The sequence below is a fragment of the Microcoleus sp. N9_A2 genome, from assembly GCF_036701775.1.
Lineage (GTDB): Bacteria > Cyanobacteriota > Cyanobacteriia > Cyanobacteriales > Microcoleaceae > Microcoleus.
On record NZ_JAUBRH010000144.1, the window covers coordinates 1 to 1,998 of the forward strand.

General features: G+C 49.5%; 2 protein-coding genes. Both read right to left on the reverse strand.

The genetic code is table 11. The features are described from left to right. Nucleotides 1-175: 175 nt before the first annotated feature. Nucleotides 176-1,429, reverse strand: a complete 1,254-nt coding sequence (gene fabF, locus QUA44_RS30410) for a beta-ketoacyl-ACP synthase II (RefSeq protein WP_333257632.1) — start codon at nt 1,427-1,429, stop codon at nt 176-178. Nucleotides 1,430-1,526: 97 nt separating this feature from the next. Beyond that, a complete protein-coding gene (gene acpP, locus QUA44_RS30415) occupies nt 1,527-1,781 on the reverse strand; it encodes an acyl carrier protein (RefSeq protein WP_293185403.1) in 255 nt (84 codons plus the stop codon). Nucleotides 1,782-1,998 lie beyond the last annotated feature (217 nt).

Genomic DNA, 1,998 nt, shown 5'->3' on the forward strand with positions numbered 1-1,998 from the left:
TGGCTAAGTTTTAGTCTGAGATTGACAAACAGCGCTCCTAGTAATAGGGGCGCTTTTTGTTTGGGGAAAAATATTTTTAGAGAGTTCTTTCTTCCTTAAAGACACATTATTCATCAAAATTAAAAGGTGAAAAAATAATTTTTCACCTTTTAACTCTCGACTTTCGGATTAGCCGTTACGGAACAAACTTTTTGAAGGCCAGCGTCACGTTGTGGCCGCCAAACCCAAAGGAATTGGACAGCGCTACATCAACTTTTAGATCGCGACTTGTATGCGGAACATAGTCCAAATCGCACTCAGGATCGGGATTCTCCAGATTGATTGTCGGCGGGATTTTGTCGTTGGCGATCGCCATTACCGCCGCCACCGCTTCAATTCCCCCAGAACCGCCCAAAAGATGGCCGGTCATTGACTTGGTAGAACTAATTGCTACTTTGTAAGCGCTTTCGCCCAAAACCTTCTTAATCGCCTTCGTTTCAGTAGAGTCGTTGGGAAGCGTACTCGTGCCGTGAGCGTTGATATAACTCACCATATCCGGTGTCAAACCAGCATCCTTGAGCGCTAAAGCGATCGCCCGCGACGCACCCTCGCCCCCCGGTACTGGGGATGTCATGTGATACGCATCGCAGGTTAAACCGTAGCCGACGATTTCTGCGTAAATTCTCGCGCCGCGCGCCAGAGCGTACTCCATTTCTTCTAAAATCAGAATGCCAGCGCCTTCGCCGACGACAAAACCATCACGATCGCGATCGAACGGACGGCAAGCATGAGTTGGGTCATCGTTGCGAGTCGAAAGCGCCCTCGCCGCAGCAAAACCCGCCACACACAAAGGAGTTACCGCAGCTTCCGTACCACCGCAAATCATCGCTTGCGCGTAACCGCCCTGAACCATACGAAACGCATCGCCCACCGCATTTGACCCCGCAGCACAAGCCGTCACCGTGCAAGAGTTCGGCCCCTTAGCGCCCGTTTGAATTGCCGTCAGGCCTGCTGCCATATTCGCAATCATCATGGGAATCATAAACGGGCTGCATCGATCAGGGCCGCGAGTCAAATAGATCTCTTGCTGGTCTTCCAAAACCTTCAGCCCGCCAATGCCAGTGCCAAGAATGACACCCACCTGTTCTGCGTTCAGGTCGTTAATCTCAAACTTTGCATCAGCCAGAGCTTGTTTGCTCGCTGATACCCCAAATTGAGCAAAACGATCCATCCGCTTTGCTTCCTTGCGCTCTAAATAGTCGTGCGGGTCGTAACCCTTCACCTCTCCAGCAATCCGGCAGTCGTGCCGCGACGCATCGAATAAGGTGATCGGACCGATGCCATTCTTCCCGGCAAGCAACCCGTCCCAATATTCAGACAATGTATTGCCGATCGGTGTAATCGCGCCGAGACCCGTGATAACAACGCGCTTACGCTCAAAATTTGTCATGATTTCAGTTTCAAAAAATTAAATACCCAGAACGCAGAACAAAAGAGGAGTTTTCAGTTTTCTAACTTCTCTCCTCTTAGGGGAAAAGACAGGTATTTTATGCTTTTGGAGCTGCAAGTTTGCTGCTGATGAAATCTACAGAAGCTTGAACCGTAGTAATTGCTTCGGCTGCTTCGTCGGGAATTTCAATATCAAACTCTTCTTCCAAGGCCATGACCAGCTCTACTGTATCTAAGGAGTCTGCTCCTAAATCGTTAGCAAAGTTGGCTTCGGGCTTGACTTCGGTCGGATCGACTTCGAGTTGATCTGCCACAATTTTCTTGACTCTAGCAAAAATGTCGTCTTGACTCATAACATTGTCTCCTCATTGGTTGCTGCGTATCTAATCTTATCCGAAAGGGGGATCTGCAAGAAAAAGGCTGGCCGCTTTTCTAAGTGACACGAGGGAGGGGGAGAGGGGGGAGAGAGGGGGAGAGGGGGGGAGAGGGGGGACTGACAGGTGTAGGTTTTTTACAATTAGGAGGAATTACAGGCATAAAATTCATCTACAGGGGTATCAGGGAAAGAGC

Coding starts and splice junctions, on each gene's coding strand:
- fabF (WP_333257632.1), bottom strand. CDS start 1,429: ATGACAAATTTTGAGCGTAAGCGCGTTGTTATCACGGGTCTCGGCGCG.
- acpP (WP_293185403.1), bottom strand. CDS start 1,781: ATGAGTCAAGACGACATTTTTGCTAGAGTCAAGAAAATTGTGGCAGAT.